Below are 21,132 nucleotides of genomic sequence, written 5' to 3'. Positions count from 1 at the left end.
CAGACGAAGCGATCAATCGTCGGAATTCAGCAGGTTCTGCTGCCAGAACAAAACACTCGCCGCGCCGAAGTAATCGTTGTTGCTCTTCTTGCGGAAGCCATGGCCTTCGTCGGCGTAGAGCAGATACCACACCGGCTGACCGTTGGCGCGCACCGCCTTCACGATCTGCTCGGCCTCGGTGTACGGCACGCGGGGATCGTTGCGGCCCTGGGCGACGAACAGTTTGGCCTGGATCTTCGCGGCGTTGTTGAGCGGCGAAATCCGCTCGAAGATCTCCGCCATCTTCGGGTCGCGCTCGTCGCCGTATTCCACGCGGCGCAGGTCGCGACGATAGCTCTCGGTATTCTTCAGGAAGGTGCCGAAGTGCGAGATGCCGACCACGTCGATGCCGGCGCGGATGCGGTCGCTGTAATGCACCAGCGAGGCCAGCACCATGTACCCACCGTAGCTGCCGCCGACCACGCCGACGCGCGAGGCGTCGAGTTCGGGCTGCTGCGCGATCCAGTCGAGCAGGGCGCCGATGTCCTTGACCGAATCCTCGCGCTTTTCGGCGTTGTCCAGCGACAGCCAGGTCTTGCCGTAGCCGGTGGAGCCGCGCACGTTCGGCACCAGCATCGCCACGCCGAGTTCGTTCGCCATGAACTGCGCGGTGGGGTTGAAGGTCGGCAGCGACTGCCCTTCCGGGCCGCCGTGGATGTTGATCACGACCGGCAGTTTGCGACCCGCCGGCACGTTGGCGGGGCGATAGTAGAACGCCGGGATGGTGCGTCGCCTGCCGTCGACGTTGTCGAAGGTGGGATACCGGATCAGCGTCGGTGCGACGAACTTCGAGGCGTCCAGGCCGCCGACTTCGCTCTGCGTCCAGCGCGCCATCGTCGCCTTCGGCAGATCGATCACGAACACGTCGCTGGGCGAGGTCGCGCTGTTGATGCTGAGCGCGAGACGATTGCCGTCGGCCGAAAACGCGCCGGCGCCGAATACGCCGACCGGCAGCACCGGCAGCTTCACTTCACGATACGACGGCAGCGCGAGCACGCGCAGCCGGCTGATGCCGTCCTCGTTGGTGACGTAGGCCAGATGACGACCATCGTCGGCCAGCGAGAAGCCTTCCACGTCCCAGGCGATGCCCTTGCTGATCACGCTGAGCTTGCCGGTGGCCGGGTCGTGATGGCGCAGGGTCTTGAACTCCTGCGCCACGCCGTCGAGCGGTTCGTCGGAGATGAAATACACCGACTTGCCGTCGTGGCTGTAGGCGAAGCCGCCGAACGACGCCTTGCCGCCATCGACCGGGAACATCGTCAGCGCACCGGTCTCCAGGTTCACTTCGCCCGGATACGATTCCGCCGCCGACACGCCCTTCATTACCAGCAGCGTCTTGTTGTCCGGCGAGAAATCCATCGCGCTCCAACTGCCGCCGGCGGTGACCACGGCCCGGGCCTGCCCGCTGGCGACATCGCGCACCCACACGTCGGTGTCGGTGCCGTTGCGCGCGGTGCTGCGATAGGCCATCCATTTGCCGTCGCGCGAGAACAGCGCGCCCGAATTCTGCGTGCGCTTGCCGTCGGTGAGCAGGCGCACGTCGCGGCTGGCGTTGTCGAACCAGTACAACTGCGAGAATTCATCGCCGCCCTTGTCCTTCGAGAACACGAAACCGTCCAGCGACGATTCCACCGGCGCGGGCGAGACGCCGCCGACCGGTTCGGAATAGAACGTCAGCTGTTCGCGCATGCCCATCGGCTGGCAGACGCGGTGGACCTGGTTGGTCTCCGCGAAGCGCGTGCCGATCAGCAGGCAACCGTTCTTCGTCCAGCCGGCCACGCCGGCGCCGCGGGTGTTCTGGTAGCGATTGAGCCGTTCGAGCAGTTCGGGCGGAATCGCGGGAATGTTCTCGCTGATGCGGTTGCCGACCTCCTGGCGCACGACCGCGGGCGGCGATGTCGTCTGGGCGAGGGCGGGCAGGATGCAGACGGTGCCGAGCAGCGCGGCGGCAAGGGTGGTGCGATGCGACATGGTCGGATCTCGTTGTGGAGCGCTCCGCGAGCATAGCCGCTGCGGCCACGGGCCGGCTTGGCCGAAAGTCACGGGTCCGGCCGGACCGTCCGGACCGGCGCTTGAAAGCGGACCGGAAGGCCGCAGATCGCGGGTTCGGCACAACGACTCCGGGGGATGGCATGGCGATCGTCGAAACGCAGCCGGTGGCGGCACACGACCCGGTCGCGACGGCCGCGACCCTCAATGGCGGCTGCGAATGCATCCGGCTCGATCGCGATGCGCTGCGCAGCGCGCTCGCCGACGATCTCCAGGACGCGGAATCGCTCGCCACGCCTGGGCCCGGGCCGGGTGGCCTGTTCTCGGATGTGGCGCTGTTCGTGCCCGAGGCCGAGTTGTCGGCGATGGTCGGGATCATGCGGGCCATCGAGGCGGTCGCCGCGCTGCCGGCCTATCGCAGGGCGGTGCTCGCCGATGCCTCCGAGATCGCCCGCGCCGCACCCGGCCCCGTCGGTGCGTTGATGGGATACGACTTCCATCTCGGGCCCGATGGTCCCCGATTGATCGAGGTGAACACCAATGCCGGCGGCGCCTTTCTCAACGCCCGTCTGCTCGCCGCGCAGCGGGCCTGCTGCGCCATGTTCGAGCCCGCGATGACGCCGGCCGTCGCCCGCGATCCCGAATCCGCGCTGGTCGACATGTTCCGCAGCGAATGGGCCCTGCAGCGCGGTGACGTTCCGTTGTCGCGGGTCGCGATCGTCGACGACGATCCGCCCGGCCAGTACCTCTACCCCGACATGCGCCTGGCGGCATGCCTGTTGCGTCGCCACGGCATCGATGCGGTGATCGTGGACGCCGCGACGCTGACGTACGCCCATGGACGACTTCGTGCCGGCGATCTGCCGATCGACCTGGTCTACAACCGCCTGGTCGACTTCATGCTCGATCGGCCGGAGCACGCCGCGCTGCATGCGGCCTACCGCGACGGTGCCGTGGTGCTGACGCCGCACCCGCACGCGCACGCGCTGTTGGCGGACAAACGCAATCTGACGCTGTTGTCCGACCCCGCGCGCCTGCGCGCCCTGGGCGCGGACCAGGACCTCGTCGCGCGGTTGCAGCACGGGATTCCGCGCACGGTCGCGGTGACCGCGGATGCCGCGGAGCGCCTGTGGGCGGAGCGCAGGACGCTGTTCTTCAAGCCTGCGTGCGGCTACGGCAGCAAGGCGACCTACCGTGGCGACAAACTCACCCGCGGAGTCTGGTCCACGATCCTGGGCGGTGACTACGTGGCGCAGACGATCGCCGCCCTGGGCGAACGCTTCGTGAAGGTGGACGGCGAACGCATGCCGCTGAAGACGGATCTGCGCCTGTATGCCTACGCCGGCGAACCGCTGCTGGTGGCGGCCCGTTTGTATCGCGGCCAGACCACCAATTTCCGTACGCCGGGCGGCGGTTTCGCTCCGGTGTTCCGCACCTGAACGTGATTCGTCCGCGGTCGGGTGGGCATGATACGCAGCGCGCCGTGATACAAAGCCCGGGAATGCGGAGTGGAACAACGAACGGCGTCGCGGCGGCCACTGCGGCCGCCGTCGCCATGCGGAGGAGGCGATATGCCGGGGCGTCGTGAAGCGTTGAAAGGATTGGGGTCGGCGGCGTTGATGTTGTCTCTGGCGCCCGGGGCCGCGTTCGCGGGTGGTCCGGCGCGCGGGCGTGCGGGTTCCGCACCGGCATGGCCGCTGTATCGCGACACGATCGCCATCGACGGTGCCGGCGGCACCGGTCTGCTGTGGTTCGAGGACGATGCGGCCGCGACCGCGGCGGAACTCGATGCGATCCGCGCCTCCGGATTGACCGCGGCCGTGCTCACGATCGCGCCGTCCGGCCGCTTCTGGCTGGACGATGCCGCGTTCGAAAAGACCCGGGCCACGCTGGCGAAGTGGGACGCGATCGTCGCCCGCCATCCCGCGCATCTGCTGGCGGTGCGTACCGCCGCCGATCTGGAACGCGCACGGCGCGAGCGCAGGCTCGGCCTGATCTACACCTTCCAGGGCACCGAATCGCTGGGCGAGGATGCGGACCGCATCGCGCTGTTCCGCGGACTGGGCGTGCGCGTGATCCAGCTCACCCACAATCGCCGCAACCTCGTCGGCGACGGCTGCATGGAGCCGGGCAACGCCGGGCTGAGCAATTTCGGCCGCGAGGTCGTCGCGCGTCTCAATGCGGAGAAGATCGTGGTCGACGTCGCCCACGGTTCCGCGCGCACCATGGCCGAAGGCATCGCCGCGTCCACCGCGCCGCCGCTGATCAGCCACACCGGCTGCCGCGCGCTCGCCGATCTGCCGCGCAACACCGACGATGCGACGCTGCGTGCGCTGGCGGAGAAGGGCGGCGTCGCCGGCATCATCTTCTGGCCGTATCTGCGCACCGATACCCAGCCGATGGCCGAGGACGTGATCCGCCACATCGAGCACGCGATCGATGTGTGCGGCGAGGACCATGTCGGCATCGGCACCGATGCCGGCGTCGCGCCGGTGGCGCGCACGCCCGAATTCGAAAAGGACAATCGCGAGTGGGTCGCCGGCGCGGTCGAGGATGGCGTGTTCGAACGCGGGCGTCCGCCGGATCTCTACACTTTCATTCCGGATCTCAACACCGCCGATCGTTTCGACACGCTGGCGATGCTGCTGTCGAAGCGCGGGCATTCCGATGCGCGCATCGACAAGATCCTCGGCGGAAATTTCGCGCGGGTGATGCGGGACGTCTGGGGCTGATCCCGAGCGGCCCCTTCGGCCGCGAGGCGACGCCGGAGGGCATCGCCCCGCGATGCCGATGCGGATCGCTCAATATCCCGCGCGGACCCAGCCCTGCTCGAACGGATATTCGTGCTTGTCCTTCTTGTCGAAGACGTAGACCCGGCCGTATCGCAGCGTCTGTTGCCCGTTGCCGATGTTCTCCATCGTCCTTTCGCCGTAGCGCAGGATGCCGCGCGGTCCGTAGACGACGATCCCGGGCATCCGCTCTCTCAGACGCATGCTCAACTGCTGTGTGAAGGTGGGCGAGAATCGCGTGTTCCGCTGGTCCTGCAATCCCGAATTGCACGCGGCGACCCATAGTTCGCGGGTGCCGGCCGCTTCGATGCCGAGCGCGAACAGATCGGCCGCGACCTGGTCGGCATCGAGTCCGCTGAAGGTTTTCGCGCTGCCGTGCGCATTGATGACGAGGATGCCGGCGTCGCCGCTCATGTCGCCGAGCGTGGTTCCCTGTTTCAGGGCCATCGCCATGGCATGCGTCTGCGTGTCTTTTTTCTCCGGAGCGAACTCCGGCCATTGCTTGAACGCGAAGAAATGACTGCGCAGTGCGGCGAGTCGCGCGAATCGGCTCAGGTTCTCGTCGTCATCGAGATTGTGCATGGGCTTTCCATAGAACAGAAGCATGTGGTGTCTCCTTGGGGTCGATGTGTGGCGTCGGGGTGAGAAGGCGGTCAGGGGCAATTCTGGTCGACCGTGCGGTGATGCACGGCGCCGGCGATCCGGAAGCACCTGTTCGTCGGCGCCTTCAGCTCGGTATTGATCGTTTCCGCCCACCGGTTCCATGCCAGCCCCGTGTAGGCGTAGGCGCGGATGCGGATGCCTTCGGCATCGCCCGGGAAATGCCGGGTGTGGGTCCAGCCGGCGGTCTGGGAACCCGAGCGCCACTGTCTTTCGACCGGTGCGCCGGAGTCGTCGAATTCCCGCCAGTCGATCTCGAACCGCGCCACGTAGGCGCCGTCGTGGCGAAGCCGGATGTAGGCGTTCTGACGTCGCGTGCAAGACCACTCCGTATGATCGGCGGTGAATCGCATCGCGGCGATCGCGTGGTCGCGGAGGAAGGTCACGGTGTAGGAAATGGGGACGCCGGGGTTCGCGCGCCCGAACGTGGCGCCGGAACGGATCGCGCGCTGCAGGCCGGCCATGCCGGTGACCGCCGCCGCATCCTGTGCGTTGCCGCCGATCGCGAGTACCGTGATGCGCGCGTTCTGTGCGAGGTTCTGATAACGGCTGGCCACATCGGCATTGACGGACGTATCCTGGCCCGACGCATAGCGGAGCGCGCCGTCGATCTCGATGTCGCTCACGCTGTTCTCGGTGTCGATGCGGATCAGCAGCAGCCGCCCGTAATCGACGGAGCGCACGAACCCGGGCGGGTTGTCGTTGTCGATCTGCTGGCGCAGCGATGCCAGCGTCACCTGCGGCGCGAACACCGCCGACGGCGCTTTGGGAAGGTCGGCGATCGCGCTGTAATAGATCTGGCGGAACAGCGCGATGTGGGTTTTGGTCTCGCGCTCGTGCGCGCCGCGGATGTTGGCGGTGAAGGAATTGTTGATCCACTGCGCATTGAGTCCCAGCGAGGCGGCCACCTGTTCGCGGCTGTAGGCGCGCTGCGTATTCAGCGTATGCCGTGCCGGTGCGTTGAAGCCATGCGTGGGCTGCGCGTCGATCCAGTCGATCAGGATGTTGTCGATCGCGGACTGGACATTGGAAAACGACGGCTGTTCGACCCGGGTTCCCGCATGGCGTTGTCCGGGAAGATCGAGCCGGAGGGTCACCGGCGCGCGCGGCGCGGGGAGCGCCTGCGGCCGTCCTTCCACCAGCGCGTCATTCACCCGCACCAGCGCGCCCGGGTAGATCGTGCCTGCGGTCGGAGAAAGGATGGAGATGTCGTTGGTCTCTCCGCTCGCATTGCGCTGCGTGGCCTTGCAGATCGTGACGCCGTTGCCGTCATCGCGTCGCGCGGGCAAGGCCTGGGTCGCGTCGGACGCATGCGCCGAAAGGATGCGCCGTGCGTCGAAGTCCATGGTCCGGACGAAACGATCGATATCGCTCCGGTCTTCCGCGCCGCTGGATGCCAGTGGCGCCAGCGCAGCGGAGAGCAATATCGCCGAGGCCAGTCGTCGCAGCGCGATGCCGCGGTTGCGGACAGCAGCGGCATCATGCAAAGTCCGGGCCGATTCGTACGGCGCGGTTCGAATGGAATCCATCTTCATTTGCGAAGGTCCTTCCGTTGGGGTCATGAGTGCCTCGTCCGCGAAGGGACGAGTGCGCGATGTCCGCGGTCACGTCGGCGTTCGTTCGCTCCGGTGCCCGCGGAATTCATGTTCGAAAGACCGCTCTCGTCCTGCAAGTCCAAATTCCGCATGCATCCTGCAGGGGGTTGGCGGCGCGCGTGACCGATGACGAGCGATACCTGCGCGCCTGCATGCGTTACACCGATCAGGTCTACCGGATGTTCATCGGGGCGCGCCTGATCAACAAAGTCTTCGCCCGCGTCTTCCAGTCGCACGCGATGGGGCGCCTGGTGATCGCGCACTTCGAAGCCGAAGCCCGGACCGATGCGCGCAGGCCCACCGTCGCATGGCTGCAGGCGCAGACGGGTTGCGGGCGCACGCTCGCGGCCTTCATCGGTATCGCGAAAGTGTTCGGGTTGGTGGTGTCCGCGGCGAATCCGGTCGATCGCCGCGAGAAATATCTCATCCCGGGTCGGCCCGTCGTCGAAGGTTTGCGCGACTGGCTCGCGCATCATTTCGTCTTCGCGGAGGCGATCGGGATCCTGCCGACGGGCAGCGCGGATCGCCTGCATCGCGATGCCGACTATTTCGAGCGCTTCGTCAGATCATCGTTGCCCGTGATCGACGGTATCGCCGGGAATCGACGCCGTTTCGGCCGATGGCAGTGGTTCGAGGATCGCGAGTGCGGTCTTCGCATTGCATATGCCTATCTGAATGCGCACTGCGCCGCGTGCCTGCGTGTCTCGCCGTGCGTGGATGCGCCGATATGGTTCGAGATCAGCGGTGAGCGCGTCGCCCAGTCGCTCGGGGTATCGAAGTCGCATGTGCGCAACGTCATCAATGGCGCCGAGGACCGAGGTATCCTCGACCACGATCTGCGCCGTCGGCGCGCGCGATTCTCCGTCGATTTCCTCGCGGAAGCCCGCGGCAGTCTGCATGCCCTGCTGCGTTCGATGGCCGATGCGCACCAGCGCGCCGAACGTCTGCCGCGGAGGACACGAGGCCCCCGCGGTTGAGGCCCGGCGCTGTCTTCGGCGACGGCGATTACTGCCGGGGTCGCACCTTCTCGAGCAGCAGGGCGCGAAGTTCCGCCTTGTCGTCGTCGTCGAGGCCGACCTCACGCTGCTTGGCCTGCAGTTCGTCGATCCGCTGCTGCACGGTCTGCCGTTCCAGCTGCGCCATGGCGTCGAGGAATTCCTCCTGCCACTTCGCTTCCTCGCCGGGCATGTCCTGCGAGGCGAGTTTCTGCAATGCCGCGAGTTCCTCGCGATCGGCGAAGTGTTCGAGCACGCCGCCGGTGGTGATTTCCGGGCGTGCGCGCACCAGCGACACCAGTTCGGCCAGCAGCGGAATGCCGGGCTGGCGCAGGGCGCTGAAGCCGTCGGGCGGCGCGAGATCCAGCGCCAGCGCCGGGCGTTGCAGCAGCAGCGCGATCGCGCCGCGCACGAGGCTGCGCTTCTGGGTCTGCTGGGGCTGCAGGCGCGCACGCGCCGGCGATGGCGGCGTGGCGTTGTCGCGCGCGCCGACGCCGGTGAGTTCGGTCAGGCGCTGGCGCATCAGATCGCCGAACGCGCCGTCGGGAATCTGCGCGAGCAATGGCTTCGCGCGTTCGGCCAGACGCGCCTTGCCGTCCAGCGTGCCGAGATTCACGTCCTTCGCCAGTTCGTCGAAGAAGAACGTCGACAGCGGCGTGGCGTCGCGCAGGCGCGCATTGAAGCCTTCGCGGCCTTCGCTGCGCACCAGCGTGTCCGGATCTTCGCCGTCGGGCAGGAACAGGAAGAACGCCTGGCGTCCGTCCTTCATCCGCGGCAGCACCGATTCCATCGCCTTGCCGGCGGCGCGGCGCCCGGCGGCGTCGCCGTCAAAGCAGAAATACACGTCGGGCGCGTTGCGGAACAGCAGTTCGGCGTGATCGGGCGTGGTCGCGGTGCCCAGGGTCGCCACCGCCTGCGCGATGCCGTGCTGGAACAGCGCGATCACGTCCATGTAGCCTTCGACCACGATCAGGCGTTCGATCTTCGAATTCGCCTGTCGCACCTGCCACAGGCCGTAGAGTTCGCGGCCCTTGTGGAACAGCGCGGTCTCCGGCGAGTTGAGATATTTCGGGCCGTCGTCCTTCTGCAGCACGCGACCGCCGAACGCGATCGTGCGCCCGCGCCGGTCGTGGATCGGGAACATCACCCGGTCGCGGAACTTGTCGTATACATGGCCCTTGTCGTTCTTCGAGAACAGGCCGACGCGTTCCAGCAGTTTCATCCGGCGTTCGTCGGTGCCGAGCGCATCGCGCAGCGCCGAGAATCCGTCCGGCGCGTAACCGAGCCCGAACTGCGCGCGGATTTCCGCGCTCACGCCGCGACGCTCGAAATACGCCAGCGCCTTCGGTGTCGCCGCGAGCTGGCGCTGGAAGAACGCGTTCGCGGCTTCCAGTGCGGCGTACTGGTCGATGCTGTCGGGATTGACGTTGCGCTGCTGGGTGTCGCGCGGGATCTCCATCCCTACGCGCTTGGCCAGTTCGTCCACCGCGTCGAGGAATTCGAGGCGGTCGTAATTCATCAGGAAGCTGATCGCGGTGCCGTGCGCGCCGCAGCCGAAGCAGTGGTAGAACTGCTTCGTCGGCGAGACCGTGAACGAGGGCGAGCGTTCGTCGTGGAAGGGGCAGCGCGCGGAATATTCCCGGCCCTGGCGCTTCAGGGGCACGCGCGACCCGATCAGCTCGACGATATCGGTGCGAGCGAGCAGGTCGTCGATGAACGCGTCGGGGATGCGGGCCATGTGCGGGTCGGAAGCGGGCTCCGGCAGTGTATCAGGGGGCGATGTCTCATCCGGGTGTCCGGGCGGGTGCCGGCCCCCGGTGTGCCCCGGGATCAGGGAACGTCGTGGTGCGTCGATCGATCGACGCGAACTTTCATCGTTCGCGATAGTCTGTGCCCGGATCTCAGCCACGGAAGAATCGTCCATGTCGTCAATGTCCCGGATCGCCTCGGCGTCCGCCCGTTCGTCGGTACGGTTTCAAGCCCGGATCGTCCGGAGCCTGCGACCGCTCGCCTGCGCGGCGCTGCTTGCCGGCGCCGCTGCGGGCCACGTTCACGCGCAGTCGACGGCGTCGTCTCCTTCGGCGGAGCTGTACGAGAAGGTGTCGGTCAATCGCAATCGCCACTCGGACGTCATCTGGGGCGACAATCCGGCATCCGTGGAAGACATCCGCGACATCATCCGCACGCTCGAATCCGATCTGACGGCGATGGAGGAGCCGTTGCCGAGGGAACTCGCCGAAGGCAACGTCTATCTGCGGTATCGCCGCTACAACATTCTCGTGGATCTGGTGCGGCTGCATGCCCGCATCGGCGAGAGCGATCGCGCGCTGGCGCGCTGGCGCGAACTGATGACGTTCCAATGGTCGGCCCTGCCCGGGGCGCTGCAGAAGACGGCCGACGGGACGGGAACGGGCATCGGCGACGTCGCGATCCGGTCGCTGAAGGAACTGCCCGGCTATGCGGAAATCGCAAGGCAGCAGCGGGTCGCCGAATGGTGGTCGAACGCGCCGTCGCTCCGCACCGCGCACCGCGCGCAACTGCCTGTCGACGAGCGGATCGCGGGCGTTTCGCTGATCTGGAGCAAGGCCCGCGATGGTTTCGCGTGGTTCGATCACGTGCCCGACCTCGACTGGGATCGGGCGTATCGCGAGACCTTGACCGAGGCGATCGCCGCACCGGACACGCTCGCCTATTACCGGGTGCTGGAACGCTTCGTGGCACGCCTGCAGGATGGGCATTCGAATGTCTATCTGCCGGAGCCGCTGCGCTCGCATCAGGCACGTCCCGGGCTGCGCACGCGCATGGTCGAGGGCAAGGTGGTGGTGGTCTCGATCGCGGACGCGGGGCTGGTGGAGGCGGGTCTGAAGGTCGGCGACGAGTTGCTGGCGATCGACGGGCAGCCGGTCCGCGACTATGCCGAACGCACCATCCGGCCCTACGTCGGGGCGTCCACCCCGCAGGATATGGCGGTACGCATGTTCGAATATCGATTGCTCGCCGGCGAAGAGGCGAAGCCGGCGGCACTGCGATTCTCCGGCGCGAACGGCCGAACGTTCGACGTCGCCGCGCCGCGATCCGGCTATCGCACCGGACCGAAACCCGCTGACGTGCCGTTGTTCCGCCTGCGCGACGACGGCATCGCGGTCCTGCGTGCGACCCAGTTCGAAAACGATGCGTCCGCGCGCGCTCTGGGCGAATCCTTCGAGCGGATGGGCAACGCCAGGGGGCTGATCGTCGATCTGAGAGGGAACGGCGGCGGAAACACGTCGTATGGGCTGAAGATCCTGGCGCATCTCACCCGCGAGCGCATCCCGTCGATGCGCTCCTACTATCGCGAAAACGTACCCTTCGACGCCGCGTCGAGCAGTGTCCCTTCTGACACCTGGCGCAGGATCCTCGAATCGGACAGCGCGTCCACCGAAACGCGGCAGTTCGATGGGCCGGTCGTCGTGTTGATCGATGCACGCACGTTTTCCGCAGCCGAAGACACCGCTGCGATCTTCAGGCTGATGCGACGCGGGACCATCATCGGCATGCCCAGCGGCGGCAGCACCGGGCAGCCGTTGCTGTTCGACCTGCCCGGCGGCGGCAAGGCGCGCATCTGCGTCAAGCGCGACACCTATCCGGATGGCACCACGTTCGTCGGCAGCGGCGTGCAGCCGGACATCGAAGTCGCCGAAACGATCGAGGACATCCGAACTGGGCGCGATGGCGCGCTTGATCGTGCCGTCGCCGAGATCCTCGGATCGGGTCCGCGCTGAGCGCATCGTTCCCGGACAGCGAAACGCCCCGGACCTGCCGGGGCGTTTCGCGTTTCAGTCCCTGAAAAAAGTCGTGCCGTTCGACGCCTTCGTAACGGCCGCTGCCGAGGCAGCAGTGTTTTGAACCTCCGGAGCGAGCCGCACGGACAGGGATCGTTGCGTCCCAGTTTCTCGACGAGTTCCTTGGCGCCGTGGACGAAGCGACGGCCGCGTTTCACCCGGGTTTCGGAGGGGAAGCCTCTGCGGCGCTTACGGGTGACCTCGAAAGCACGGGTCGTGGAAGGGGCTGCGTTTCATGTGACACCTCCTGCAACGGCGGCCCGGGATGGGCCGCGGAAAACGATCAGGATTCGCGATCCTGCGCGGCCAGCGCTTTCAGCGCATCGCCGCCGACGCGCTGCACGGTCCATGCGTCCATACCGGCCGCGCCGAGGCTGCGATAGAAGTCGATGGCGGGGGTGTTCCAGTCCAGCACCGACCATTCGAAGCGGCCGCAGTCGCGTTCCAGTGCGATCCGCGCCAGCCGCACCATCAGCCGCTTGCCCAGGCCGAGGCCGCGGAACGCCGGGCGCACGAACAGATCTTCGAGATACAGCCCCGGCTTGCCGACGAACGTGGAAAAGTTGTGGAAGAACAGGGCGAAGCCGGCAGGCTCGCCGTCGACTTCGGCGATCAGCGCCTCTGCGTACGGACGCTCGCCGAAGAGATGCGCGGCGAGGCTGGCTTCGTCGGCCACCGCCTCGTGGACGAGCTTTTCGTATTCGGCCAGCTCGCGGATGAAGGCGAGGATCTGCCCGGCGTCCTCGCGGACGGCCGGGCGGATGACGATGACGGGCGGGGCGGCGGACATCGGCGCGATGCTCAGCCGGCGAGGCGCTGCTTGATCAGCTTCGAGACTTCGCCCATGTCCGCCTGGCCGGCCAGGCGCGGCTTGAGCACGCCCATCAGCTTGCCCATGTCGGCCGGGCTCGATGCCCCGGTTTCGGCGACAGCAGCCTCGATCGCGGCGCGGATCTCGGCTTCGCCCATCTTCGCCGGCAGGTACAGTTCGATGATCGCCATTTCGGCGCGTTCGACCGCGGCCAGATCCTCGCGGCCGGCCTTGTCGTACTGCTCGATCGAATCCTTGCGCTGCTTGACCATCTTCTCGAGGACGGCGAGGACGCGGGCGTCGTCCATCTCGACGCGTTCGTCGACTTCCTTCTGCTTGATCGCGGCGTTGATCAGGCGGATGGTGCCGAGGCGGTCCTTTTCGCCGGCCTTCATCGCGGTCTTCATGTCGTCGGTGAGGCGTTGCTTGAGGCTCATGGTGTCGCTCCGTGGTGCGCGGCCCGCGGCGTGCGGACCGGATGGGTGATGTCGGGGAAACGATCTGCGGGAAGCGGAAAACACAAAAAGCCGGCTGCGCAGAGCGCGGCCGGCTTCGGGATTCGCTGTAGGCCGCGACCCGGGGGTCGCGCAGGAATCGGGCGTACTGGGGTCAGTACAGACGCTGACGCTTGGTGGCGTCGCGCGAGGTGCGGCGCGCCTGACGCTTCACCGCGGCGGCCGCCTTGCGCTTGCGTTCCTGGGTCGGCTTTTCGTAGAACTCGCGCTTGCGGACTTCGGCGAGGACGCCGGCTTTTTCGCAGGTGCGCTTGAAGCGACGCAGGGCAAACTCGAACGGCTCGTTTTCGCGGACTTTGACGCTGGGCATGTGGGATCTCGGGATTTTTGGAGAAACCGGCCGTCCGGCCGGGCTCTGGCGAAGGGACTCGCACCACCCGGTCCGTCCGGGCGAGCCGCGCATGATAACGGCCCGAATCCCGCGGGGCAAGCCGAGGCGGAGGGTGGCGGGGCGGGCAGGGTAAGCTATGCGGCTTGCCCGTGCCCTCAGCCGCCCCCATCCCACCTCCGTGAACGTCCTCGGCATCGAAACCAGCTGCGACGAGACCGGCGTGGCCGTCTACGACACGGCCCGTCCTGGCGCGGCCGGGCTGCGCGCGCACGCGGTCTACAGCCAGATCGCCCTGCATGCCGAATACGGCGGGGTTGTGCCCGAACTGGCCAGCCGCGATCACGTCCGCAAGCTGTTGCCCCTGATCCGCCAGACCCTGGCCGACGCCGGGCTGGGGGTCCGCGACCTCGACGGGGTGGCCTACACCGCCGGCCCCGGGCTGGTCGGGGCGCTGCTGGTCGGCGCCGGCGTGGCGCGGGCGCTGGCCTGGGCCCTGGATCTGCCGGCGATCGGGGTGCACCACATGGAGGGCCATCTGCTGGCGCCGCTGATGGAGGACGACCCGCCCGAACCGCCGTTCGTGGCCCTGCTGGTCTCGGGCGGCCACAGCCAGTTGGTGGCGGTGGACGCCATCGGGCGCTACCGGCTGCTCGGCGACACGCTCGACGATGCCGCCGGCGAGGCTTTCGACAAGAGCGCCAAGCTGATGGGTCTGCCGTATCCGGGCGGCCCGCAGCTCGCCGCGCTCGCGCAGACCGGCACGCCGGGTCGATTCCGGTTCCCGCGGCCGATGACCGACCGCCCGGGACTGGATTTCAGCTTCAGCGGCCTGAAGACCCAGGTGTTGCTGGCCTGGCGCGATTCGGACCAGAGCGACACGACCCGCGCGGATATCGCCCGCAGCTTCGAGGACGCCGTCGTGGACACGCTGGCGATCAAATGCGAACGCGCGCTGGACGCCGCCGGTTCGAAGGTGCTGGTGGTCGCCGGTGGCGTCGGCGCCAACCGGCGCCTGCGCGAGCGCCTGCACGCGATGGTGGCGAAGCGCGGCGGCCGGGTCTGCTTTCCGCGTCCTGAGCTGTGCACCGACAACGGCGCGATGATCGCCTTCGCCGGAGCGCTTCGCCTGCAGGCCGGCCAGCGCAGCGATGCGTCGGTGCACGTCGCGCCGCGCTGGGACATGGCGACGCTCGATCCGGTGGCCTGATCGCGAGCCTCCGCCGCTTCCGCGGAAGCTTCGGTTACGATGCACGCCTCTCGTTCTCCTCCGCACGGCCATGGACAAAGTCTTCATCGAAGCGCTCGAGATCGAGACGCTGATCGGCATCTACGACTGGGAGCGGCGCATCCGCCAGCCGCTGCAGTTCGACATCGAGATGGCATTCGACAACCACAGGCCCGCGGCCACCGACGACATCGCCGACACCCTGGATTACAAGGCGGTCAGCAAGCGATTGATCGAATATGTGTCGCAGTCGTCGTTCGGGCTGGTCGAAACCCTGGCCGAGCGCTGCGCCGGGATCATCCTCGACGAATTCGCGGTCTCGCACGTGCGCCTGAAGCTGAGCAAGCCCGGCGCGGTGCGCGGCGCGCGCGCGGTAGGCGTGATGATCGAACGCAGCAGGGCCTGAGGGCGTCGGCGGACATGGGCAAGGCGTACCTGAGTCTCGGCAGCAATCTCGCACCCGAGGACAATCTGCGTTCGGCGTTCGCCGCGCTGCGAGAACGTTTCGGCGACATCGTCGCTTCGGCCGTCTATCGCTTCCCGGCGGTGGGATTCGACGGTCCGGATTTCCTCAATGCGGCGGCGGCGATCGACAGCGATCTGGATCCGTTCGCGCTCAACGACTGGTTGCACGCGCTGGAAGATGCGCACGGCCGCGACCGCAGCGGTCCGCGCTTCGGCAATCGGCCGCTGGACATCGATATCGTGCTCTACGACGACCGGGTGCTGGACGGGCCCGGGCATCTGCAGCTGCCGCGCGACGATCTGAAGCATGCGTTCGTGCTGATGCCGCTGGCGGAGATCGCGCCGGACCTCGTCGAGCCGCGCAGCGGACGCACGCTGGCGGCGCTGTGGGCGGCATCGCCCGAACGCGACGTGCGGTTCGCGCATGTCTTCGATCCGGATGCCGGCGGCTGACGCGCCGCGCATGTCGGCGCTGGAATGACGGCTTTGGAATGACGGCTTTGAAATGACGCTCCTCACCCGCGACGGGTGACTTCCAGCGCTTGCGGGAGACGCAGTCGCGACCGACGATGACGACTCCACACACCGTGTCCGGGGAGGGCGCAGGCGATGTTCGAGAAATTTTCGCGGAGTTGGGGTCTGGTCAAGGCGAGCGCGTCGGTGCTCCGCGCCGACAAGGAGCTGATGCTGTTCCCGATCCTGTCCTCGCTGGCCACGCTGGTGGTGCTGGCGACGTTCGCGCTGCCGGCGTTCACGCTGAAGTTGTTCGCGGGCGAATCGCAGGTGCTCGCCGCGGTGTTCGCCTTCGTGTTCTATTTCTGCCAGTACAGCGTGATCGTGTTCTTCAACAGCGCGCTCGTGGCCGCCGCCACGATCCGGCTGGAGGGCGGCGATCCGACCTTCTCCGACGGCATCCGCGCGGCGAAGGCGCGCCTGCCGGCGATTCTCGGCTATGCGGCCATCGCCGCCACGGTCGGCGTGATCCTGCAGGCGCTGAAGGATCGCGACAACAACATCATCGTGCGCATGATCGGCAGCGGCCTGGGCATGGCCTGGACGCTGGCGACGTTCCTCGTCGTGCCGGTACTGGTGAACCGGGATATCGGCCCGGTCGACGCGCTCAAGGAAAGCGTGTCGCTGCTCAAGAAGACCTGGGGCGAGAACGCGATCGGCAACGTCGGCATCGGCGCCGCGTTCGGCCTGATCACGACCCTCGTGGTGCTGTTGGGCGTCGGTGCGACCTTCCTCGCCTGGCAGGCGTCGGTGACCGCCGCGATCGTGGTCGCCGCGCTGTTCGTGATCGGCGTGCTGGTGCTGGGCGTCACCCAGTCGGCGCTGAGCGGCATCTATTCCGCCGCCCTGTACCGCTATGCGGTGTCGCACGAAGCGCCGGCGGAGTTTCGCGGCATGGCGCTGGAATCGGCGTTCGCGCCGAAGCGCTGAACCCCGCGACCCGGGAAGGCAGGCGATCCGTCCGGCATGCGTCGGACGGATCGTCTCCAGCCATCAGCATCAGCCATCAGCCGTCGAGCAGGCGGCCGCCGTCGACGCGGATCGTCTGTCCGGTGGTGTAGGTCGCGTCCTGCAGCAGCCAGCGCGCGGCTTCCGCGATCTCCGCTTCGCTGCCGATCCGGCCCAGCGGCGTCTTCGCCAGCAAGGCGGCTTTCGCCGCGTCGGGCTTGCCTTCCTCGGGCCACAGGATCGCGCCGGGCGCGATCGCGTTCACGCGCACCTCCGGGGCGAGTTCGAGCGCCAGCGCGCGGGTGCCGGCGAGCAGGGCGGCTTTGCTCATGCCATAGACGATGTGATCGCGCAGCGGCCGTTCGGCGTAGATGTCGACCAGATTCACGATGCCGCCGCGCGCGGCTTTGAGGTGCGGTGTGGCCGCCTGGGCGAGGATCAGCGGCGCGCGGGCGTTGATCAGGAACTGCGCGTCCCAGTCCGCGGGCGTGATCGTGCCCAGCGGTGTCGGGGTGAAGGCGGAGGCGTTGTTCACCAGTGCATCGAGCCGGCCGAAGCGGCCCACCGTCCGCGCCACCAGTTCCGGCAGGCGGTCGTAGTCGGCCAGCTCCGCCTGCAGCGTGATGACGCTGCCCGGGCGCTCGGCGTCCAGCGCTGCGGCCAATGCCGCCATCTCGTCCGCGGAGTGGCGGTAGTGCAGGGCGAGATCGTAGCCGGCCGCGTGCAGTCGGCGGGCGATGGCGGCGCCGAGCCGGCGGGCGGCGCCGGTGACCAGTGCGGCAGGACGGGAAGCGGGCATGGCGGGGTCCGGTGATCGTTGCGAAGTCATTTGACCATAATCAAGCCGTGCCCCGGCCCGCGGCGCATGCTTGCGCCAGTCCACAGCGGAGCAGCGCAATGCACCCGATCGTTTCTGAACTCTTCACCCAGCCGGTGGGCTGGATGACGCTCGGTGGCCTCGGCTTCATCGTCCTGATGGGCGGCTACATCTGGTGGTTCGCGAGGAAGAAGATCCGCGAAGAAGAAGCCGCGAAATAGGCCCTTCCGCCGCGGAGGATTCGTTATCCTGTGCGGCCCCGCAACGGAGCTGCCGCATGACGTACGACGACGATCTGGACCCGGACGCCAAAGCCCACAGCGAACGCCTGGCGGCGCTGATCCGGGATCAGATCGCGAGCAACGGCGGCGCGCTTCCGTTCTGGCGTTTCATGGAACTGGCGCTGTATGCGCCGGGCTTGGGGTATTACAGCGCCGGCGCCACCAAACTCGGGGAAGGCGGCGATTTCGTCACCGCGCCAGAACTGGGGCCGCTGTTCGCCGAATGCGTCGCCGACGCGCTCGCGCCGGTGCTCGCCGGGCTCGGCGACGATGCGGTGTTCATGGAAATCGGCGGCGGTACCGGTGCGTTCGCCGAGGCTGCGCTCGAACGGCTGGCCGCGTCTCACCGTCTGCCGGCGCGCTACGCCATCCTCGAACCGAGCGCCGATCTGCGCCAGCGCCAGCAGGCGCGGCTGCGCGAGCGTCTCGCTCCGGACGTGTTCGCGCGCGTGGAATGGCTGCAGAGCCCGGTGAACAATCGCTGGAACGGCGTGGTCTTCGCGAACGAAGTCATCGACGCGCTGCCGACCTCGCGGTTCGCGGTCCTCGACGGCGAGATCTACGAGGAACACGTCGCGCTCGATGCCGCCGGCGGTTTCGTCCGCCAGGACCGACCCGCCGATGCGCTGCTGGCGGCGGCCGTGCGCCACGTCGAGCGCCAGTGCGAACATCCGTTCAAGAACGGCTACCGCTCCGAAGTGTTGCCGCAGTTGCCGTACTGGGTACAGGCGGTGGTGGGCGGGCTGGAGGCCGGCGCCATGCTGTTCGTCGACTACGGTTATCCGCGCCGCGAATACTACGATCCGCGCCGCACGGACGGCACCCTGCGCGCGTTCCACCGTCATCGTCTCGCCGACAACGTGTTCGCGCGGGTGGGGTTGCAGGACGTCACCGTCTCGGTGGATTTCACCGCGCTGGCGGAGGCGGGCACCAGCGCCGGTTTCGAGTTCGCCGGCTACTGCTCGCAGGCGAGCTTCCTGATCTGCAACGGGCTGGAGCAGCGGCTGCAGGACCATGAGGACCGCAGCAGCGACGAGGCCGCGCGCTACGCGCTGCGCCAGCAGGCGAAGAAGCTGACGTTGCCCGGCGAGATGGGCGAGCGCTTCCAGGCGATCGGTTTCGCGCGGAAATCCAGCCTCGCCCACGCCTTCCTGGCGGGCGATCTGAGTCATCGGCTCTGACCCGCGCCACTGGGGAATCGATTACGGCATGATCGCCATCGCATGACCGCCTACCGCTTCGGCCGTTCGCTCAAACCGTTCCGCCGCCCGTGGCTGTGGGCGGGCCTGTGGTGCGTCGGCGTGGCCGCGACCGTGGTCGTGTCGCTGATGCCGGTGCCGGACCTGGGACGGCTGCCGTCCGGTGGCGACAAGCTGGAACATTTCGTGACCTACGCGGTGCTCGCCGCGGGCGCGGTGCAGTTGTATCCGCGCTGGCGTTCGCTGCTCAGCGTCGGCATCGGTCTGGTGATCATGGGCATCGGCCTGGAATACGCGCAGGGCGCGTTGACCACGTACCGGGTGATGGATCGTGCCGACGCCTTCGCGAACACGCTGGGCGTGATCGCGGGGCTCGGCCTGCAGCTCACGCCGTGGCGGGATCTGCTGTTGCGTTTCGATCGTCGGTAGCGCGGCCTCCTGTCTGCGCTTTTCACGCTTTTCGTAGGAGCGACGCGAGTCGCGACGGAGTCCTTGCGTCGCTCGCACGAAAAGCGGGTTCTATGGCGACGGCAGAGATTTTCGCGCCGCGCCGATCGCGGCGATCCTCGCGCGCCGCAGCGCGTCGCCGATCGCGGGGCCATCCATGCCCGGTTTGGCGACGTCGGCGCCGCGCACGGTCATCGCCGCCGCGTGCAGGCGCACCAGTTCGCGGCCCTGCGGGTAATCGGATTCGGCCATACCGCCGCGTCCGCGCTTGTCGGCTTCGCAGACGGTTGCCAGCAGCGCGATCCGCTGCGGTTGGCGGAAGCCGTCGTTGCGCGCGATGAGGTCGTGGACGCTGGCATTGCGCAGTTCCATCAGGCGATGCACGTTGAGATGCTCGCGGCATGCGCCGATCGCGAGGTCGCGATGCGCCAGCGGCACCTTCAGCCGCGCGCACAGCGCCTTCAGCGGTTCGACCCCGCGCTCCTCGTGCAGGATATGTTTCGGCAGCTCGGCTTCGGGTGTCAGCGCCTTGCCCAGATCGTGGGCGAGCGCGGCGAAGCCGACGAGGTCGTCGCCCGACGCGATCCGCGCAGCCATGTCGCAGACCATTTCGGTATGCACGCCGGTATCGATTTCGGGGTGATATTCGGCGCGCTGCGGCACGCCGTACAGCGCGTCCACTTCCGGCAGCACCACCGCCAGCGCGCCGCAGTCGCGCAGGGTGCGCAGGAACGCCGACGGCCGCGGCTGGCGCAGCGCCCGCGACAGTTCCTGCCAGACCCGTTCGGCGGTGAGGTCGGCGAGTTCGCCCTCGGCCACCATGTCGCGCATCAGCGCCATCGTTTCCGGGGCGACCCTGAAGCCGTGCGTCGCGAACCGCGCCATGAAGCGCGCCGCGCGCAGCACCCGCAGCGGATCCTCGACGAAGGCCGGGCCGACGTGGCGCAGCACCCGCGCATCGAGATCGCGCGCGCCGCCGTAAGGATCGACCAGAGTGCCGTCGTCGGCTTCGGCGATGGCGTTGATGGTGAAGTCGCGGCGGATCAGATCGTCTTCGAGCGTCACCGTCGGCTCGGCGTGCACCACGAAACCGCGGTGGCCGCGCGCGGACTTCCGTTCGGTGCGCGCCAGCGCGTATTCCTCGCCGGTCTCGGGATGGAGGAACACCGGGAAATCCTTGCCCACGGTCTGGAAACCCGCGGCGAGCATCGACGCCGGGGTTTCGCCGACCACCACGTAATCGCGATCGCCGCAGGGCAGGCCGAGCAGTTTGTCGCGGACGGCGCCGCCGACGAGATAGGTCTTCACTTCGGTGCGTGCTGGGCCAGCAGGGCGACGATGTGCTGCGCGCCGGAGCCGCGACCGAGATGCAGTTCGATCGGCGCCGGTTGGCCGGACAGCCAGATCCTCAGTTCGGCTTCCAGGTCGAAATGACCGGCGGTCTCCAGCGAGAACATCGTGATCGCGCGGTAGGGGACGCTGCGGTATTCGGTCTTCTTCGCGGTCACGCCCTGTTTGTTCACCAGCATGACGCGGCGATCGGTGAACACGATCAGGTCGCGGATGGTGGAGAACGCGCGCTGGATGACTTCGCCGGGCGCGAGCAGCGGCGCGAACTCTTCTTCGATCTTTTCCACCGGCTTCTCGCCGGCATGGCCCAGCAGGGCGTCGAGCAGTCCCATCGCGGTGTCC

At 67.7% G+C, this 21,132-nt stretch carries 21 protein-coding genes and 1 pseudogene; 11 read left to right on the top strand and 11 right to left on the bottom strand.

What is annotated here, in order from left to right:
* Positions 1–12: 12 nt before the first annotated feature.
* On the bottom strand, positions 13–2,010 hold the full coding sequence (locus tag ABD974_RS16505) for a prolyl oligopeptidase family serine peptidase (protein WP_345304430.1): 1,998 nt from the start codon (positions 2,008–2,010) through the stop codon (positions 13–15).
* 161 nt (positions 2,011–2,171) lie between these two features.
* Between ABD974_RS16505 and ABD974_RS16500 the strand changes: the two genes are divergently transcribed.
* Together ABD974_RS16500 and ABD974_RS16495 are read left to right on the top strand one after the other, a co-directional pair.
* Positions 2,172–3,467 carry a hypothetical protein gene (locus tag ABD974_RS16500; protein ID WP_345304429.1) on the top strand — a complete coding sequence of 432 codons (1,296 nt, stop codon included), beginning with the start codon at positions 2,172–2,174 and terminating at the stop codon, positions 3,465–3,467.
* Positions 3,468–3,647: 180 nt separating this feature from the next.
* Entirely contained in the window at positions 3,648–4,760 is a 1,113-nt protein-coding gene (locus ABD974_RS16495) for a dipeptidase (RefSeq protein ID WP_345304428.1), read from the top strand.
* A 69-nt stretch (positions 4,761–4,829) separates the two neighbouring features.
* Here ABD974_RS16495 and ABD974_RS16490 read toward each other — a convergent pair whose 3' ends face one another.
* Both ABD974_RS16490 and ABD974_RS16485 read right to left on the bottom strand, forming a co-directional pair.
* Positions 4,830–5,399: a hypothetical protein gene (locus ABD974_RS16490; protein ID WP_345304427.1), complete on the bottom strand. Its 570-nt coding sequence runs from the start codon at positions 5,397–5,399 to the stop codon at positions 4,830–4,832.
* A gap of 71 nt (positions 5,400–5,470) precedes the next feature.
* Positions 5,471–7,012, bottom strand: a complete 1,542-nt coding sequence (locus ABD974_RS16485) for a thiol-activated cytolysin family protein (protein WP_345304426.1) — start codon at positions 7,010–7,012, stop codon at positions 5,471–5,473.
* A gap of 179 nt (positions 7,013–7,191) precedes the next feature.
* Between ABD974_RS16485 and ABD974_RS16480 the strand changes: the two genes are divergently transcribed.
* Complete coding sequence (locus tag ABD974_RS16480) at positions 7,192–8,049, top strand: hypothetical protein (protein ID WP_345304425.1); 858 nt, start codon at positions 7,192–7,194, stop codon at positions 8,047–8,049.
* Positions 8,050–8,077: 28 nt separating this feature from the next.
* Here ABD974_RS16480 and dnaG read toward each other — a convergent pair whose 3' ends face one another.
* Positions 8,078–9,745 (bottom strand): DNA primase, encoded by a 1,668-nt coding sequence (gene dnaG, locus ABD974_RS16475; protein ID WP_345304457.1) that lies wholly within the window; start codon positions 9,743–9,745, stop codon positions 8,078–8,080.
* Between dnaG and ABD974_RS16470 the strand changes: the two genes are divergently transcribed.
* Positions 9,657–11,828 carry a S41 family peptidase gene (locus tag ABD974_RS16470; protein ID WP_345304424.1) on the top strand — a complete coding sequence of 724 codons (2,172 nt, stop codon included), beginning with the start codon at positions 9,657–9,659 and terminating at the stop codon, positions 11,826–11,828. The two genes, dnaG and ABD974_RS16470, sit on opposite strands and share 89 nt — an antisense overlap.
* A gap of 119 nt (positions 11,829–11,947) precedes the next feature.
* On the opposite strand, the pseudogene ABD974_RS19535 reads toward ABD974_RS16470, so the two are convergent.
* The 4 genes and pseudogenes from ABD974_RS19535 to rpsU all read right to left on the bottom strand — a co-directional run.
* A pseudogene (locus ABD974_RS19535) lies at positions 11,948–12,046 on the bottom strand (SEC-C metal-binding domain-containing protein); the annotation flags it as partial.
* A gap of 125 nt (positions 12,047–12,171) precedes the next feature.
* On the bottom strand, positions 12,172–12,678 hold the full coding sequence (locus ABD974_RS16465; RefSeq protein ID WP_345304423.1) for a GNAT family N-acetyltransferase: 507 nt from the start codon (positions 12,676–12,678) through the stop codon (positions 12,172–12,174).
* Positions 12,679–12,689: 11 nt separating this feature from the next.
* Positions 12,690–13,136, bottom strand: coding sequence for a GatB/YqeY domain-containing protein (locus ABD974_RS16460; protein ID WP_345304422.1), 447 nt, complete (start codon positions 13,134–13,136; stop codon positions 12,690–12,692).
* 172 nt (positions 13,137–13,308) lie between these two features.
* The gene (gene rpsU, locus ABD974_RS16455) at positions 13,309–13,524 is read right to left on the bottom strand and encodes a 30S ribosomal protein S21 (RefSeq protein ID WP_345304421.1); all 216 of its coding nucleotides are present in this window, start codon (positions 13,522–13,524) and stop codon (positions 13,309–13,311) included.
* Positions 13,525–13,723: 199 nt separating this feature from the next.
* Between rpsU and tsaD the strand changes: the two genes are divergently transcribed.
* The 4 genes from tsaD (at position 13,724) to ABD974_RS16435 (ending at position 16,678) form a co-directional block, all read left to right on the top strand.
* Positions 13,724–14,752: a tRNA (adenosine(37)-N6)-threonylcarbamoyltransferase complex transferase subunit TsaD gene (gene tsaD, locus ABD974_RS16450; RefSeq protein WP_345304420.1), complete on the top strand. Its 1,029-nt coding sequence runs from the start codon at positions 13,724–13,726 to the stop codon at positions 14,750–14,752.
* Positions 14,753–14,822: 70 nt separating this feature from the next.
* Positions 14,823–15,176, top strand: coding sequence for a dihydroneopterin aldolase (folB, locus tag ABD974_RS16445; RefSeq protein WP_345304419.1), 354 nt, complete (start codon positions 14,823–14,825; stop codon positions 15,174–15,176).
* Between the two features lie 14 nt (positions 15,177–15,190).
* On the top strand, positions 15,191–15,688 hold the full coding sequence (folK, locus tag ABD974_RS16440; RefSeq protein ID WP_345304418.1) for a 2-amino-4-hydroxy-6-hydroxymethyldihydropteridine diphosphokinase: 498 nt from the start codon (positions 15,191–15,193) through the stop codon (positions 15,686–15,688).
* 156 nt (positions 15,689–15,844) lie between these two features.
* Positions 15,845–16,678, top strand: coding sequence for a DUF6159 family protein (locus ABD974_RS16435; protein ID WP_345304417.1), 834 nt, complete (start codon positions 15,845–15,847; stop codon positions 16,676–16,678).
* A gap of 76 nt (positions 16,679–16,754) precedes the next feature.
* On the opposite strand, the gene ABD974_RS16430 is transcribed toward ABD974_RS16435, so the two are convergent.
* Complete coding sequence (locus tag ABD974_RS16430; protein WP_345304416.1) at positions 16,755–17,495, bottom strand: pteridine reductase; 741 nt, start codon at positions 17,493–17,495, stop codon at positions 16,755–16,757.
* 98 nt (positions 17,496–17,593) lie between these two features.
* Here ABD974_RS16430 and ABD974_RS16425 point away from each other — a divergent pair, with 98 nt between their 5' ends.
* The 3 genes from ABD974_RS16425 to ABD974_RS16415 are packed head-to-tail and all read left to right on the top strand — an operon-like array spanning position 17,594 to position 19,422.
* Positions 17,594–17,734: a DUF3149 domain-containing protein gene (locus tag ABD974_RS16425; protein ID WP_345304415.1), complete on the top strand. Its 141-nt coding sequence runs from the start codon at positions 17,594–17,596 to the stop codon at positions 17,732–17,734.
* Positions 17,735–17,790: 56 nt separating this feature from the next.
* Positions 17,791–18,975, top strand: coding sequence for a class I SAM-dependent methyltransferase (locus ABD974_RS16420; RefSeq protein WP_345304414.1), 1,185 nt, complete (start codon positions 17,791–17,793; stop codon positions 18,973–18,975).
* A 42-nt stretch (positions 18,976–19,017) separates the two neighbouring features.
* The gene (locus ABD974_RS16415; protein ID WP_345304413.1) at positions 19,018–19,422 is read left to right on the top strand and encodes a VanZ family protein; all 405 of its coding nucleotides are present in this window, start codon (positions 19,018–19,020) and stop codon (positions 19,420–19,422) included.
* Between the two features lie 90 nt (positions 19,423–19,512).
* On the opposite strand, the gene ABD974_RS16410 is transcribed toward ABD974_RS16415, so the two are convergent.
* Together ABD974_RS16410 and ABD974_RS16405 are read right to left on the bottom strand one after the other, a co-directional pair.
* Positions 19,513–20,748 carry a multifunctional CCA addition/repair protein gene (locus ABD974_RS16410; RefSeq protein WP_345304412.1) on the bottom strand — a complete coding sequence of 412 codons (1,236 nt, stop codon included), beginning with the start codon at positions 20,746–20,748 and terminating at the stop codon, positions 19,513–19,515.
* Positions 20,745–21,122, bottom strand: a complete 378-nt coding sequence (locus ABD974_RS16405) for a PH domain-containing protein (protein WP_345304411.1) — start codon at positions 21,120–21,122, stop codon at positions 20,745–20,747. The genes ABD974_RS16410 and ABD974_RS16405 overlap by 4 nt, the downstream gene beginning before the upstream one ends.
* Between the last annotated feature and the right edge of the window lie 10 nt (positions 21,123–21,132).

It is taken from the genome of Lysobacter hankyongensis (assembly GCF_039543145.1).
GTDB classification, from domain to species: Bacteria; Pseudomonadota; Gammaproteobacteria; order Xanthomonadales; family Xanthomonadaceae; genus Lysobacter_I; species Lysobacter_I hankyongensis.
The sequence above is the reverse complement of the archived record's forward strand: the minus strand, read 5'-3'. Positions and strand labels throughout refer to the sequence as shown.